The organism is Halorubrum sp. SP3 (assembly GCF_005435195.1).
Lineage (GTDB): Archaea > Halobacteriota > Halobacteria > Halobacteriales > Haloferacaceae > Halorubrum > Halorubrum sodomense.
Window position 1 is genome coordinate 1 of the sequence record NZ_SGTU01000015.1, and the last position, 14,389, is coordinate 14,389.

General features: G+C 71.2%; 11 protein-coding genes. 5 read left to right on the forward strand and 6 right to left on the reverse strand.

Annotated features, from left to right (window positions below; all coding sequences use genetic code 11):
* The 4 genes from EXE42_RS11665 to EXE42_RS11680 all read left to right on the forward strand — a co-directional run.
* Window positions 1–631: lysylphosphatidylglycerol synthase domain-containing protein (locus EXE42_RS11665; protein WP_199240750.1), on the forward strand; the 631-nt coding region annotated here is incomplete at its 5' end.
* A 30-nt stretch (window positions 632–661) separates the two neighbouring features.
* A complete protein-coding gene (locus EXE42_RS11670; RefSeq protein WP_092920620.1) occupies window positions 662–1,843 on the forward strand; it encodes an alpha-1 4-glucan-protein synthase in 1,182 nt (393 codons plus the stop codon).
* A 39-nt stretch (window positions 1,844–1,882) separates the two neighbouring features.
* Window positions 1,883–3,007: an iron ABC transporter substrate-binding protein gene (locus tag EXE42_RS11675; protein WP_092920621.1), complete on the forward strand. Its 1,125-nt coding sequence runs from the start codon at window positions 1,883–1,885 to the stop codon at window positions 3,005–3,007.
* Between the two features lie 67 nt (window positions 3,008–3,074).
* Window positions 3,075–5,453, forward strand: a complete 2,379-nt coding sequence (locus tag EXE42_RS11680) for a glycosyltransferase family 39 protein (RefSeq protein ID WP_137706566.1) — start codon at window positions 3,075–3,077, stop codon at window positions 5,451–5,453.
* 643 nt (window positions 5,454–6,096) lie between these two features.
* On the opposite strand, the gene EXE42_RS11695 is transcribed toward EXE42_RS11680, so the two are convergent.
* From EXE42_RS11695 to EXE42_RS11705, 3 genes are all read right to left on the reverse strand, one after another.
* The gene (locus tag EXE42_RS11695) at window positions 6,097–6,750 is read right to left on the reverse strand and encodes a dolichyl-phosphate hexose transferase (RefSeq protein WP_241988377.1); all 654 of its coding nucleotides are present in this window, start codon (window positions 6,748–6,750) and stop codon (window positions 6,097–6,099) included.
* Between the two features lie 254 nt (window positions 6,751–7,004).
* Window positions 7,005–8,645, reverse strand: a complete 1,641-nt coding sequence (locus EXE42_RS11700; protein WP_137706568.1) for a GMC family oxidoreductase — start codon at window positions 8,643–8,645, stop codon at window positions 7,005–7,007.
* Complete coding sequence (locus EXE42_RS11705; RefSeq protein WP_137693973.1) at window positions 8,642–9,211, reverse strand: gluconate 2-dehydrogenase subunit 3 family protein; 570 nt, start codon at window positions 9,209–9,211, stop codon at window positions 8,642–8,644. The genes EXE42_RS11700 and EXE42_RS11705 overlap by 4 nt, the downstream gene beginning before the upstream one ends.
* A 117-nt stretch (window positions 9,212–9,328) precedes the next feature.
* Between EXE42_RS11705 and EXE42_RS11710 the strand changes: the two genes are divergently transcribed.
* Window positions 9,329–10,939 carry an iron ABC transporter permease gene (locus EXE42_RS11710; RefSeq protein WP_092920626.1) on the forward strand — a complete coding sequence of 537 codons (1,611 nt, stop codon included), beginning with the start codon at window positions 9,329–9,331 and terminating at the stop codon, window positions 10,937–10,939.
* A 192-nt stretch (window positions 10,940–11,131) separates the two neighbouring features.
* Here the strand turns inward: EXE42_RS11710 and EXE42_RS11715 are convergent, their stop codons facing one another.
* The 3 genes from EXE42_RS11715 to EXE42_RS11720 all read right to left on the reverse strand — a co-directional run bounded on the left by EXE42_RS11715 (window position 11,132) and on the right by EXE42_RS11720 (window position 14,381).
* Complete coding sequence (locus tag EXE42_RS11715; RefSeq protein ID WP_137693974.1) at window positions 11,132–12,190, reverse strand: sulfite exporter TauE/SafE family protein; 1,059 nt, start codon at window positions 12,188–12,190, stop codon at window positions 11,132–11,134.
* Window positions 12,180–12,344 carry a hypothetical protein gene (locus EXE42_RS19350; protein ID WP_167603330.1) on the reverse strand — a complete coding sequence of 55 codons (165 nt, stop codon included), beginning with the start codon at window positions 12,342–12,344 and terminating at the stop codon, window positions 12,180–12,182. The genes EXE42_RS11715 and EXE42_RS19350 overlap by 11 nt, the downstream gene beginning before the upstream one ends.
* Before the next feature lie 861 nt (window positions 12,345–13,205).
* On the reverse strand, window positions 13,206–14,381 hold the full coding sequence (locus EXE42_RS11720; RefSeq protein ID WP_092920628.1) for an inorganic phosphate transporter: 1,176 nt from the start codon (window positions 14,379–14,381) through the stop codon (window positions 13,206–13,208).
* Window positions 14,382–14,389: the final 8 nt, after the last annotated feature.

Here is a 14,389-nt window from a genome sequence, read left to right on the forward strand (position 1 = left end):
GGCGCCGGACGGGTCGGGGCGAGCGGTCGCGGCCGCCGCCGCGCTCGCGCTCGCGGCCGCACTCGGCTCGGCGGTCACCGTCGCGGTCGCTCGGAGCGACCGCCGGTTCGGTCCGGCGCTCCGCGACCGCGCCGACGGCCCCCGACTCTCTCGGGTCGTCGACGCCGCGGTCCGGTTCGGCGCCGCCGTCCGCGTCGTCGCCGCCGCCGCGGGCGCACTCGTCCGGGTGTCGCTCGCGAGCGGCGTCGTGTGGGGGGTAGACGCCCTGACCACGATCCTCGTGCTCGCGTCGCTCGCGGGCGGATTCGGGGGTGGCGTCGACCCGGCGACGCTGCTCGTCGTCGGCACCCTCGCCGTCTCGGCCGGGAACCTCGCGAAGGTCTTGCCGCTCTCGCAGGGCGGAATCGGGCTGTACGAGGCGGCGTTCACCGGAGTCGTCGTCGCGACCACGCCGCTTCCGGCCGCGACCGCGCTCGCCGCGGCCGCGCTCGACCACGCGCTGAAAAACGCCGTCACGCTCGCGGGCGGCGGGTTCGTCGCGGCCGCGTTCGACCTCTCGTTCGCGGACGCACCCGACGAGTCGGAACGCGAACCGGGCACGACGGCGACGCGGCCGACGGCGGACCGCTAAACTTTTAGGTGAGCCTAAAAACAGTCGGGTATGAGCCCGACCGCCTCGGACCGCGACGGTCCGGACGTCTGCGTGATCGTTCCGACGATACGGGAGTACGAGTGCGTCCGAGCCTACGTCGAGAACGCCCGCGAACACGGCTTCGACGTCTCGCGGCTCCACTTCGTCCTCGTCACCGAGGACTTCTGCGAGACCGACGAGATGCGCGCCATGCTCGACGACCTCGGCGTCTCCGGCGAGGTGTTCGACGGGAGCCGCCGCGAGGAGTGGTACGAGGCCAACGGGGTCGCGGAGTACGGCCACGTCGTCCCGGCCGCGAGCCACGCCGAGACGAGCTTCGGCCTGCTGTACATGTGGGCCGACGACGCCTTCGAGTACGGCCTGTTCATCGACGACGACACGCTCCCCCACGACGACGCCGATTACTTCGGGCGTCACATGGAGAACCTCGCGTTCGACGGGGAGGTCGAGTCCGTCAGTTCCGACGAGAACTGGGTGAACGTCCTCTATCAGAACGCCGACGAACACGGGCTCTACCCCCGGGGGTACCCCTACTCCGCGATGGACGAGACGGTCGAGACGGACGCCGTCGCGGTCGAGTCCGGCGAGGTTGTCGCCTCGCAGGGGCTGTGGACGAACGTTCCCGACCTCGACGCGGTCCGGATCCTGATGGACGGCGACCTGGAAGGGCAAGCGCAGACGCGCACGACCGCCGACGACTTCGCGGACGACTTCGTCGCCGCGCGCGGCAACTACCTCACCGTCTGCTCGATGAACCTCGCGTTCCGCCGCGAGGTGATCCCCGCGTTCTACCAGCTGCCGATGGACGACAACGAGTGGGAGGTCGGCCGCTTCGACGACATCTGGTCGGGCGTCTTCCTGAAGCGCGCCTGCGACGTGCTCGGCAAGCGGATCTACAACGGCGGCCCGCTGTGTGAACACAACAAGGCCCCGCGCTCGACGTTCGACGACCTCCACAACGAGGTGGCCGGGCTCGAACTCAACGAACACCTCTGGGAGCTGATCGACGACGCCGGCGCCGACGCCGACGGTTACGCGGCGGTCTACGACGCGATGGCCGACCGGCTCGCGGACGGGGAGTTCGACGAGTACCGGAACGGCGCGTTCTTCGCGCACGTCGGCGAACACATGCGCGACTGGCTCGACTGTCTCGACGCGATCCGCCGGACGCCGGCGGTCGCGGACGACTGAACCGACACGACTAAAAGTATTTAGGTAAGCCTAAAACACATGACGAACCACGATCACACCGGGACGAAGGTGAATCGCAGACGGTTCCTCGCGAGCGCCGGCGCGGTCGGCGCGGTCGGACTCGCGGGCTGTACGGGCGGCGGAACCGACGACGGCGCGCAGTCGTCGATCGGTCAGATCGGCTCCGGCCGAGCGGGGCGCGGGCTCCCGGGCGGGACGCCGATGGCGGAGATGCCGGCGCTTGAGGGCGAGCTCACCGTCTACTCCGGCCGCGGCGAGTTCCTCGTCGGCGAGCTCGTCGGCTACATCGACGACCTGTACGACGGCCTCGACCTCACCGTGCGGTACGGCGGCTCGACCGACCTCGTGAACCAGATCGTGAACGAGGGCGAGGGGTCCCCCGCGGACGTGTTCTACTCGGTCAACTCCGGCGCGCTCGGCGCGCTCGCGGACGAGGGGCGCACCCAGGCGCTCCCGTCTGAGGTGACCGACAAGGTGCGCGAGGAGTTCCGGACCGAGCAGTGGGTCGGCACCTCCGGACGCGCCCGGACGGTCCCGTACAACACCGACGAGTACTCCGAGAGCGAGATGCCCGACGACATCATGGCGTACCCCGAGGAGTTCGAGGGCGACCTGGGCTGGGCGCCGTCGTACGGCTCCGCGCAGGCGTTCATCACCGCGATGCGCATCCTCGAGGGCGAGGAGGCCACCCGCGACTGGCTCGAGGCGATGGTCGAGCGCGGCGCCTCGACGTACCCCGACGAGTTCGTCACCTGTCAGGCGATCGCCGACGGCGAGATCGACGCCGCGTTCACGAACCACTACTACATCCAGCGCGTGCTCGACGGGAACCCGGAGGCGCCGATCGCCACCTCGTTCACCGAGGGCGACGCGGGCGCCGTGTTCAACGTCGCGGGCGCCGCGGTCGTCGACACCGCGTCCGACGCCGACCTCGCGGCGAACTTCGTCCGCCACCTGCTGTCGGCCGAGGCGCAGGACTACTTCGCGCGCTCCACCTTCGAGTACCCGCTGATCCCCGAGGTCGACCCGATCGGCAACCTCCCGCCGATCGACGAGCTCGACGTCCCGGACATCGACCTGACGCAGCTGTCGAACCTCGAACCGACGATCGACCTCATGCGCGACGCCGGCGTCCAGATCTGAGGCCGCCCGCGCCGCGCTGATCGCATCGTCTCACCGCCACCACACCGCGCCTACATCATAACCGTTCGTGCCAGTTCTCCCACCCGCCGTCCGTCCCCGCCGACTCGCGGCCCGGCTCCGGAAGCGGCTCGCCCGCGCCGACCGCGTGACGGTCGCGGCCGCGCTGGTCGCCGCCGCGGCCGGCGCCCTGACGTTCGCGATCGCCGTCACCGTCTTCTCACACCACTCCGCGAACCACGACGAGGGCGTCTACCTCACGCAGGCCGCGCTCCTCCTCGGCGGCCAGCTGGAGTTCCACGCCGGTCCGCTCGCGGACGCCGTCCACCCGTGGTTCTTCATCGAGGACGGCGGCCGGCTCTACCCGAAGTACAATCCCGTCCCGGCGGCGACGTTCGCGGTCTCGATGTGGCTGTTCGACGAGCCGCGCGTGACGCTCGCGGCGGTCGCCGCGGGCAACGCCGCCCTGGTGTACCTGCTCGGCTCGCAGACGTTCGGGCGGCGGGCGGGGCTCGCCGCGAGCGTCCTGTTCGCGGCGTCACCGATGGCGATCGCCACGTCGTCGGCGTTCCTCCCGTACGCGCCCACGACGTTCTTCAACCTGATCTTCGCGGTCGCGTACCTCCGAGGCGTCCGCGACCGGTCGCTCGCGGCCGCCGGCGTCGCTGGCGTCGCGATCGGGATCGCGTTCTTCTCGCGGCCGTACACCGCGGTGCTGTTCGCCGCGCCGTTCATCGCCCACGCGGCGTGGCGGGTAGGGGCGGCGGTCCGCCGCTTCGGCGCCGAGACGGATCGGTCGACGCCGCGCGCGTTCGCGGCCCTCGGCCGCCGCGCGCTCTCGGTCGGCGGCTCCCGCGAGCTCCCCGGCCCGATCCGTCGTCAGGGGCTGACGGCGCTGTTCGGCACCCTGTTCGTCGGGGTCACGCTCGCGTACAACGCCCGGATGACGGGCTCGCCGCTCGTGTTCCCGTACCAGGAGTTCGCACCGATGGACGGCCCCGGCTTCGGCGAGCGGCGCATCCTCGGCCACTCGGTCGACTACACGCTCGAACTGGCGCTGGAGTCGAACGGCTACGCGCTCGCAGAGATCGCGACCCGGTGGTTCGTCGCCGGCCCGCTCGGCACCGCGCTGGCGCTCGCCGGCGTCGCGGCCGCGCTCTGGGGGTGGCGCGCGGCCGGCGACCCCTGCGGCCTCCTCGGCGGGGCGTCGGCCGGCGTCGCACGGGTCGCAGACGGCGGCGAGACCGAGGGGGCGTCGGGAGCGTCCGCCCCCTCCGACTCCCCCGCCTTCCGTCGGACCGCGGCCGCGCTGCTCGCCGGCGTCGCGGGCTCCGTCGTCGTCGGGAACCTGTACTTCTGGGGGACCCACAACGCGCTCGCGGACCTCTCGGACCCGACCGACGGGCTCGCGTCGCTGTTCGGCCCGTTCTACCACTTCGACCTGCTCGTCCCGCTGGCGGTGTTCGGCGGGCTGGGGGTCGCCGTCGGGTGGCGCGCGCTCGCCGCGGGCCGAGAGCGGCTCGCGGTCCGCGGCGTCTCGCCCGCGGTCACACGCGTCGCGCTCGCCGTCGTCGTCGCGAGCGCGGTCGCCGTCGCGGGCGTCGCCGCCGTGGACGCCGCCTCCGGCCCGATCGAGCGCAACGCCGCGGTCGACGAGAAACACGAGATCGCGTACGCGCCGTTCGACGAGACGACCTTCGAGGACGGGCTGGTGTTCGTCCCCACGCCGTACGGCGAGTGGCAGAGCCACCCGTTCCAGTATCTCCGGAACGGGCCCGGGCTCGACGGCGACGTCGTGTACGCGCTCGAACGCGACCCGGTGGAGAACTTCGCCGTGTTGGACGCCTACCCCGACCGGACGCTGTACCGCTACGGCTACCACGGCGTCTGGACCCCGAACCCGGAGGCGCACGTCGTCCCCAAGCTGGAGCCGCTAGACCGGCGGTCCGGGGGACGGATCGACGCCGAGACGACCGTCGGCGTCCCCGACCGCGTCGCCCGCGCGCAGGTCCGCGTCGACCCGCGCCGGGGCGCCCCGGGCGGTCCGGACCACGTCTCCTACACCGTGTCGGACCCCGGCGAGTCGCTCGCGGTCGACTGGGCGGTGACGCCGGCGGGAGCCCGGCTGCCCGGCGCGGAGCGCGCGGCCGCCGGGAACGCGAGCGAGCCGGTCCCGTTCGACCCCGACGGCGACGTGATCGCCGTGACGGTGACGCTCGTCGACCCCGCGGGCGCGACGTACACCTACCGGCAGGAGGTGACGGTGCGGGTGTCGGGCGGCGACGAAGCGGGCGCCGGCGGCGAGCGCGTCGAGGCCGTCTGGCCGCCCGAGCGCTCGACCTGTCGGCTCGTCACGGAGTGCGGCAACGAGGGGACGTACCTCCCCGACGAGCCCCAGACTCACCCCGAGTGGGTCGTTTTCGAGACGGAGGCTGACGCGAGCGACTAATACGCTGACTACGGATCAGCGGCGACCGGCTCCAACGCCCCAGCCGCTCGGCAATACGTGATCGACGTTTCTGCGGCGGCCACCTCCAAAGCCCCAGTCGCTCGGCTGTACATAACTAGTTCTCGAACAGCGGAGTACGCCTCCAAAGCCCCAGTCGCGAGGCCGCGGTACGCTCGTTGTCGCCCGAAAATCGGAGATTTTCGGGATGACGAGAGAGCTTCGCTCTCTCGAACCACGCTCCTCGGTCGCTCACTTCGTTCGCTCCCTGCGGTGCTTACGTCGTCATCAGAACGCGGAGCGTTCTGATTGGCTCACGAGAGCGCAGCTCTCGTGAACGCCTACTGCGGCCTCGCGACTGCCCCTTTGAGTCCCACCCCGCACCGCACAGCGACCGCACCTCACACCTCCCCAGCCTCGTCGGTCGCCCTCGCTTCGCTCGGCGACCGACTCCCTCGCGCGTGCTCCTCGCGGCCTCCGCTTCGCTCCGGCCGCTCGCAGGCACGCGCCACCGCACAGTTGCGGTCGATGACGATGGATGGAGCCGTCGCTCGGGGTCGTAGAAAACGTCGCCGGCGGCGGTCCACTGTGCCCACAGTGTACCTCCGGACCGCTGTCCGACGACGGCGTCGAGGGCGAAGCGCCCTCAGAAGCGCCGCAGTTGTTCTTCGAGACAGACGGTGACGATCGACTTCGCGATGGCCGCGCCGCCGCCGATCGGGTCCAGCTTCGTCTCGCCGAGGCGCTCGGCGTAGCGGATCGGGCGCTCGCGCACGTCGTAGCCGCGCACCAGCGGACGGATCAGCAGTTCGGCGGAGAGGCCGGTGTTCTCGGTCCAACCGATCTCCTCGACCACGTCGCGGCGGTACGCGCGCATCCCCGTGGTGGTGTCGTGGACGCGCTCGCCCATCAGCAGGCTCGCGAGCGCCGCGAACGCGTGGTTACCGAAGCGGTTGAACGCCGGCATCGCCGCCGCGCCGTGGTAGAGCCGGTCGCCGCTCACCACGTCGGCGCCGTCGTTGACCTCCGCGAGGAACTCCGGCAGCGCCTCCATCGGGTAGGTGTCGTCGCAGTCGGTCGTGACGACGACCGGGCGGTCGGGCGTCAGGATCGCCTCGCGCACGGCGACGCCGTACCCCTGCGGCTCCTGCTCGACGACGGTCGCGCCGTGTCCGCGGGCGATCTCCGGCGTTCGGTCCGCGGAACCGTCGACGCAGACGACCTCGGCCTTCCCGTCGGTGACCTCGTCGATGTCGTCGAGGACGGTTCCGATCGCCTCCTCCTCGTTGTACGTCCCCATCACGACGCTGAGGTCGTCGAACGTGAACCCGTCGCCGCCCGCGGCGCCGACGGCGGCGTCCGTCTCCTCGCTCGGGGCCGCGTCCGCGCCGTCGGTCGCGTCCGTCCCGTCGTGCGAGCCCGTCTCGTCGGCCGGATCCGTCTCGATCGAGCTCGCGGAGCCGTTCGTCGCGTGTGCTGAGTCGCTCATTACCCGTCTCTCCGTTCGCACGCACTTGAATTTTTAGGTTCACCTAAAACAACGGTGGCCGGGACTCACATCCCCGAGAGCCGGGCCTCCACGTCGTCGGCGACGCGGAGCGCGAGCGCGGCGATGGTGAGCGTCGGGTTCATCGCGCCGCTCGTGGGGAAGACGGAGCTGGAGGCGATCCAGCAGTTGTCGAGGTCGTGGGTCCGGCAGTCCGCGTCGACGACGCCCGAATCGGGGTCGTCGCTCATCCGCGTGGTCCCCATGTGGTGGTAGGCGGGGCCCGTCGCCTCCGGGCCGGCGACCCACTCGACGTCGGCGCCGAGCTCCTCTAAGATTTCGACCTGGATCTCGTTCGCGCGCTCGATGGTGTCGAGCGCGCGCTTGCCGACGGTCCACTCCATCTGCGGCACGGGGTTGCCGCGGTCGTCGGTGCGGTCGTCGGCGAGGGTGATCCGGCTGTCGGCCCGCGGCGCCTGCTCGACGAGTCCGCCCATCGCGACGTGGTTCCCGTAGCCGTCGCGGAGCCGCTCTAAGAGCGGGTCGCCCCAGTCATCGCCGGTCAGGGCCGACTCCACCGGCGAGGGGCCGGCGTAGTTGAAGAACTCCAGCTTGAACGGCGCCTGCGACTCGTCGGCCTCGTCGTAGAACTGGTCGCAGGCGCTCGTGTAGAAGCCGACGTGGTTCTGTCTGGTCGGCTCGTCGAGCGTGCCGCCCGCGCCCGCGAACAGGTGGTCCATGAAGAACTCGCCGACGTGGCCGCTCCCGTTCGCGAGCCCGTCGGGGTAGCGGTCGGAGTCGGACAAAAGGAGGAGCCGCGGCGTCTCCACGCCCCCGGCGGCGACGACGAACGCGTCCGCCGCCTGCCGGTGCCGCTCCCCGTCCGGCGTCGCGTAGACGGCGGCCGTCACCCGGTCGTCGCCGTCGTGTTCGAGCCGCTCGACCGGGGCGCGGTCGACGACCGTCGCGCCCCTCTCCTCCGCGCGCTCGACGTGGACCGTCGCGTCGTACTTCGCGCCGCTCGGGCAGACCGGCTGGCAGGTGCCGTAGCCGACGCAGGGCGACCGGTCGTCGTACGGCTCGGAGTTGCGCGCGTTCGGCACGGAGTGCATGTCGATCCCAAGCTCCTCGCAGGCCTCGGCGAACAGCGAGTCGCTGTAGGAGGGCTCGAACGCCGGCATCGGGTGCGGCTCCTCGCGCGGCGGCGCGTAGGGGTTGTCGGAGGCGCCCGCGACGCCCAGCTCCTTCTCCGCCTCGGCGTAGTAGGGGCGGAGGTCGGCGTAGTCGACGGGCCAGTCCGGGCCGACGCCGCGCTCCGTGCTGGAGTTGAAGTCGTCCTCGTGGAGCCGCATCACCATCCCCTGCCAGTGGAGCGTCGACCCGCCGATCCCCTTCACGCGAGCGTGGTTGAGCGGGTAGAACCAGTCGCCGGCGTTCTCGTGGGCGTCGCGCGCGCCGCCGACGCCCCACACGTCCGGCCGGCCGTAGAACGGGCGGATCGCCCGCTCCTGTCTCGCGAGGCGGTCGGCCGGGTCGAACCGCGGCCCCGCGTCGAGCACCACCACCTCGCGGTCGCCCGCGAGCCGGTCGGCGACGAGCGCGCCCGCGGGACCGGCGCCCACGATACAGACGTCCGCGTCGGGGACGGGCGTCCGGTCGACGTCGCCGTCTCCCGCCCGCTCGTTCCCGACGCTCTCCGCACCGCTCATCGCGGCCCCTCCTGGTAGCTCTCCGCGCCGCCGGCGTACCCCTGCGGGTTCTCGATCCCGACGAGCTCGCCGCCAGCCGGCGACGAGTACAGCGCGAGCAGCAGCTCGTTCACGACGAAGAAGCGGACGCGCTCCGCGGCCGTCCCCCCGGGGTCCTCCTCGGCCGTGTCGGCGCCGAGCCCGCGCAGCAGGTCGTCGCGCTCGGCCGCCGAGAGCTCGGCGACGGGCGCGTCGTACCACGACCGGGCCGCCGACTCGACCTCGGCGACCGCGGCGCGGACCCCCTCGGCGTGCGCCGACCCGTCGAGGCGCCCGTCGAGGAAGCGGTCGACGAACGCGCCGATCCCGGAGACCTCTTCGGGGTAGAGGACCCGCGCCACCGCGGTCATCGCCTCGCGGACCGCTTCGTCGTCGGGAGGGCCTTCGCCGTCCCACGCCGCGTCGGCCTCGTCGTCTCCGGGTCCGCCGCCCCGATCGTCGGTCGCCCGACGGACGCCGAGCGCGACCCCGCCGGTCGCGCCGATCGCGGCCAGCGCGGCCGCCGCGTCGCGTCGCGTCAGTTCCATGGAACTTTTTAGGTGGCCCTAAATTCATATATCCGTCGGAGTGCGCTCGCCGGGCGATCGGAACCCCTAACGCGGGGCGGCCCCTCGCTCGGACAGAGCGACTCCCTCCCCCGCACAATGACCCTGCGAACCCGGATCCGCGACCGGCTGACCGACGGCGACGACAGGCTCCCGCTCGGGCTGACGCTGCTGTGTGCGGCGATCGCCGCCACGCTCGTGTTCCCCCTGACGTGGCTCGTGATCAGGGCGGCCGCCGTCGACCGGCAGCGGGCGATGGACCTCGTGTTCAGCGCCGGCACCGCCGAGGTGCTCGTCAACAGCCTCGTGCTGATGGCGGGCGTCACCGCCGCCTCGATCCTCATCGGCGTGCCGCTCGCGTACCTCACCGCCCGGACCGACCTCCCGTTCCCCCGCTTCTGGTCCGTCGCGGCCGCGCTCCCGCTCGTCGTGCCGAGCTACGTCGGCGCGTTCTCGTTCGTCTCCGCGTTCGGCCCGCAGGGGGCGTTCCACAATATTCTCGCCCCGCTGGGCGTCGAGCGGGTGCCCAACATCTACGGCCTCTCCGGCACGATCTTCGTGATCACGCTGTACACCTACCCCTACGTCTACCTCACCACCCGAGCCGCGCTGCTGTCGTTCGACACGACGATGCTCGAGGCCGCCCGGACGCTCAACCACGGCCGGCTCGCGGCGTTCCGCCGGGTGACGCTCCCGACGATCCGGCCCGCGATCGCCGCCGGGGCGCTGCTCTCGGCGCTGTACGCCGTCTCCGACTTCGGGACGCCCTCGATCATGCGGCTCCCGGTGTTCACCCGGCAGATCTACGTGGAGTACAACTCCTTCGGCAGCGACTACGCCGCGCTGCTCTCCCTCCAGCTGCTCGTCGTGGTCGTCCTCGTGCTCGCCTTGGAGTGGGCGGTCCGCTCGGACCGGAACGCGAGCGGCGACGACGCGGGGCGGACGGACGACCGGGTGTCGCTCGGCCGCCTGCGCTGGCCCGCGACCCTGCTGCCGGCCGCGGTGTCCGGCACCGCACTGCTCGTCCCCCTGTGGATCCTCGGGCTGTGGCTGCTCCGGGCCGAGTCCGGGCGCCGCCCCTCGCTGGCGTTCGAGCCGATCATGGTGCTCAACTCCGTGTCGGTCTCCGCGGCGGCGGCCGTCGCCGCCGCGCTCGCCGCGATCCCGATCGCCTACTTCGCCGCGAACCACGACTCGCCGTTCGCGGTGATCTTCGAGCGGGCGACGTACGTCGGCTTCGCGGTCCCCGGCATCGTGCTGGCGCTCGCGCTGGTGTACTTCGGGTCGGGGTACGCCCCGTGGATCTACCAGACGCTCCCGCTCTTGATCTTCGCGTACGTCGTCCGGTTCCTGCCGCAGGCGGTCGGGTCGACGCGGACCTCCATCCTCCAGATCGACCGGCGGCTCGTCGAGGCGGCGCGCACCCTCGGCGAGTCGTCGACCGGCGCGTTCAGGCGCGTGACGTTCCCCCTCACGCGATCCGGCATCGTCGCCGGCGCCGCGCTCGTGTTCCTCACGACGATGAAGGAACTGCCCGTCACGCTGGTGCTCCGCCCGACCGGGTTCGACACGATCGTCACGCAGATCTGGCGCGCGCAGCAGAACGCGTTCTACCAGTACGCGGTCGTCCCCACGCTCATCCTGCTCCTCATCTCCGGGCTCTCGATGGTCGTCCTCCTCACGCAGGAGGGCGGCGAGGAGGGGCTATGAGACGGGGGTGCTCCGCTTCTACCGTCTCCACCGATGACCGAGGCGAGCGCCTCGGGGCTTGACTTCGAGGCGGTTCGTCGGAATCGGGGCCGATGTCGGTTGTCCGGGTCGGTGTCTGCTGGCCCCACCGACCGCTGGACTCGATTGACGCACGCGAGTCCGTCCGCCTCGAACCGCCCGGGCGGGAACCGGTCAGTCCGCGGTGGAGGTCCGTCGCCGTCGCGTCACGCGGAGCGACGTGATCGCCGCGTACAACACCCCGAACGCGACGACGACCGCCGCGCCGATGACGAGCACCAGTCCGAGCAGCTCGAGCGTCGCGTTGCCGAGGTAGGAACCGACTTCACCGATGCCCACGGCGACGGAGCCGACCAGCAGCATCCCGCCGAAGTACACCTTGATCTCGTCGGCGTCGACGACGGCGGTCGCGGCGGAGCCGACGCGCGCACCGAGTGCGCTCCCGAACAGCAGTGGGGCGACGATGCCGAGATTCACGCCGCCACCCTGTCCGTAGAGGTAGCTCCCGAGCCCGCCGGAGAAGACGATCTCGAAGAGGTCGGTCCCGACCGCGACGGGCACCGGAACGCCGATCGCGTAGATCATCGCGGGCATCCGGATGAAGCCCCCGCCCACGCCGAGGAAGCCGGACAGGACGCCGGTCGCGAAGGCGACGGCCGTGATGACCCACGCGGAGACGCGGACGTCGCCGCGGAGCGTCACCATCGGCGGAATGCGAACGGTCCGCTGGATTTTCTCGGCGATCTCGGGGATCTCGTACTCGTCGAGGTCCCTATCGGTCGCCTCGTGGTCGATTCCGCCCTCGCCGTCGCCTTTGAGGGCGTCGCGGGTGACCATCGCGCCGACGCCGCCGAGCAGGACGACGTAGGCGACGCTGATGACGCCGCCGGCGAGCCCCATCGATTCGAGGTAGTAGACGCTGGCGCGGCCGACCTCGATCCCGATCGTCGTCCCGGTGATCATGATCGCGCCGAGCTTGTAGTCCACCTGCCCGAGGTCGTGGTGTTTCAGCGTCGCGATGACGGCGGTTCCGAAGACGAACGCCATCCCGCTGCCGACCGCGACGGGCGCCGGGTACTCTAACATGAGCAGGGCCGGCGTGACGAGGAACGATCCACCCATGCCGAAGAACCCGAACAGGACGCCGACGACGAGGCCGAACCCGACGAACAGGGCGAGCATCTCGGGGCTCGTCCCCAGGAAGCCGGCCCCGCTGAGAAGGCTACCGAGCACTCGCGTCACCTCCGACGACGAGCCGCATCAGAGAGGGACCGACGAGCCGTTCGAGGCCGCCGTAGCCCACGTACAGTACGAACGCTTCCAGGAGGATCGCGCCGATAAGCAGGGCCGTCTCCGGGTCCCACGTGGGTATCTCTAGTCCTGCCATCGACTCTCCCTCCGACTTCCGAAGGCGGAAATTCGCTTCTGGTACATTTCTGCTCGCTCTCCCCTACCTGCCTCGCGCCTATAACGGTTTTGGGGTTACTATACAAGACTATATTCGGGTAACCTCGGCCGGAGTACCGATAACTTATCGAGAGGTTTTCGTGTGCGGAGGGCCAGGCGGACCGTCGGTGGGCGTTGCCCTCGTCGGACTCTGGATGCTCCTGTCGCTCGATTATAAATAACTGGCTGTGGATCGGTGGAGAGCGCCTCTAACTTCCGAGTCGTTCGCTTATAAACAACTGACCGTGGATCGGCGGCGAACACCTCCGAAGCCCCAGCCGTGAGGCGGGCGCACGCTCGCTGTCGTTCGAGACGCCTCCGGCGTCTCGTGATGACGAAACGGCTCCGCCGTTTCGAACCACGCTCCTCGTCACTCGCTGCGCTCGTTCCTGCGGTGCTTGCGTCGTCATCAGAACGCTTCGCGTTCTGATTGGCTCACGAGAGCGCAGCTCTCGTGAACGCCTGCGCCCGCCGCCCGGCAGCGTGGCGCTACGCGCCACGGGCAACCGGCGGCGGAGCCGCCGGTGACTGCCCCTTTGAGTCCCACCCCGCACCGCCCCGCACGGCACCTCACGCCTCCCCAGCCTCGTCGGCCTCCCTCCGGTCGGCCGACTCCAGCGAGGGACCTTCGGTCCCTCTGGCAGCCGGCGCGTAGCGCCGGCGACAGCGAGGCGCGACGCGCCTCTGGCAGTCGGGCGAAGCCCGACGACCTCGCGCGTGCTCCTCGCGCCCTGCGGGCGCTCGGAGGCACGCGCCACCGCTTCGGATATTTATAAAAGAACTGCCGCCGCGGCGTGTCCGTTTATAAAAAGAGCGCCGCGGCGGCGTACGCGAGCGCGAACGAGATGACGAACGAGCCCGCCCACGCGCCCACCGTCGTGAGGATCTTCTCGGCGTCCACCGCGTCGCGGCCGCCGACGGCCGCGCCGCTCCCGATGATGGCGCTCACGACGATCTCGTTGAACGAGACGGGAACGCCGAGCAGCACCGCCAGCTGCGCGATCAGAAACGACGGGACGAGCGCCGAGATGGAGCGGCGGGGCCCGAGCGACGAGTAGTCCTGCGCCAGCGACTTGATCATCCGCGGCGCGCCGGTCCACGAGCCGACCAGCATCCCGAACCCGCCGCCGACGAGCACGGCGGTCGTCGAGATCATCCCCACCTCGTCGAGCAGCGGCAGCAGCGGGCCGACCGCCAGTCCGACCTGACTCCCGCCCGCGGAGAACGCGACGAGCGAGCCGAGCGCGAGCAGGACGTGCCGCAGTCCGCCCTCCTCGTCGCGGCTCACGTCCCACCGGACGACGGTCGCGACGGCCAGCGCCGCGAGGCCCGTGATCGCGACCGCCGGCGCGAGCCCGTCGACCCCCAGCGCGTGCTGGGCGACGCCGCGGAGCATGCCCGATTCGGGCCCGTCACCCAGGAAGCTGAACCGGACGTTCACGAGGACGGCGCCGACGAGCCCGGCGAGGGGCGGGACGCTGTACCGCTCGGGAACGCCGGGCCGCGGGAGGACGGAGGCGATACCGAACGCGATGCCGCCGCCGACGAACGGCGTCAACAGCCAGACGGCGCCGATCTGTTGGTACTTCGCCCAGACCGGCGTCCCGCCGAGGGCGAGGCCGACGCCGATGACGGCGCCGGTCACGGTGAACGCGGTCGCGATCGGGATCCCGGTGGTGATGCCGACCGCCATCAGCCCCGCGCCGAGGACGAGCACGAGGATGACCCCGGCGACTGGCAGGCCGATCCCGCCGACGAGGCCGCTGCCGACGGCCTCGGAGACCTTTCCGCCTTGGGCGATTGCGCCGGCGAAGCCGAAGACGCCGACCAGCAGGGCCGCGCGCATCGTGCCGATAGCGTTCGCGCCGACGGCGGGCGCGAACGGCGTCGCGCCGCTCGACCCGGCGCCGATCACCCACGCCATGAACAGGCTGGCGAGCGCCGCGCCGACGAAGAGCGCGATAAGAGCGGGGTCCATCGGAGGGT